1 protein-coding gene is annotated in these 678 nt (G+C 68.7%); it reads left to right on the forward strand.

Annotated features, from left to right (window positions below; all coding sequences use genetic code 11):
- Positions 1–678: AMP-binding protein (locus tag AACY45_RS27290; protein ID WP_339548548.1), on the forward strand; the 678-nt coding region annotated here is incomplete at both ends.

Raw genomic sequence — 678 nt, forward strand, 5'->3', positions numbered from 1 at the left:
CGCTGTCGTTCGACATCGCGGTGCTGGAGCTGTACCTGCCTTTGGTCCGTGGCGCCAGCGTGGTGCTGGTGGACCGCGACACTGCCCGTGATCCGCAGCGCCTGTGGGCGCAGATCGAACAGCAGCAAGTCACCGCGATCCAGGCCACCCCGTCGACCTGGCGCATGCTCGCCGAGCACCCGAGTCTGCCTGCCTTGGCTGGGCGTCAGGTGCTGTGCGGTGGCGAAGCCTTGCCGGCGGATCTGGCCCAAACGTTGAGCGCGGTCGCCGGTGGCCTGTGGAACCTGTATGGCCCGACCGAGACCACGGTGTGGTCGGCGCGTTATCACTTGGACGCCGAGCATCCGCAAGTATTGCTCGGCGAAGCCCTGGCCAACACCGCGCTGCACGTCCTCGATGATGACCTGGAACCGTTGCCGCTGGGGGTGGCGGGCGAGCTGTACATCGGTGGCGAAGGCCTGGCGCGGGGTTATCACGCCCGTCCGGCGCTGACGGCCGAGCGATTTGTCGCCGACCCGTTCGGCGACGGCGCGCGGCTGTACCGCACCGGCGACCTGGTGCGCCGTCGCGCCGATGGCGCCCTGGAATACCTGGGACGGATCGACCAGCAGGTGAAGATCCGCGGGTTCCGCATCGAGCTGGGCGAAATCGAAGCCTGCCTGCTGGCGGAACCCGGGG

It is taken from the genome of Pseudomonas sp. RA_35y_Pfl2_P32, assembly GCF_963970735.1.
Classification (GTDB): domain Bacteria; phylum Pseudomonadota; class Gammaproteobacteria; order Pseudomonadales; family Pseudomonadaceae; genus Aquipseudomonas.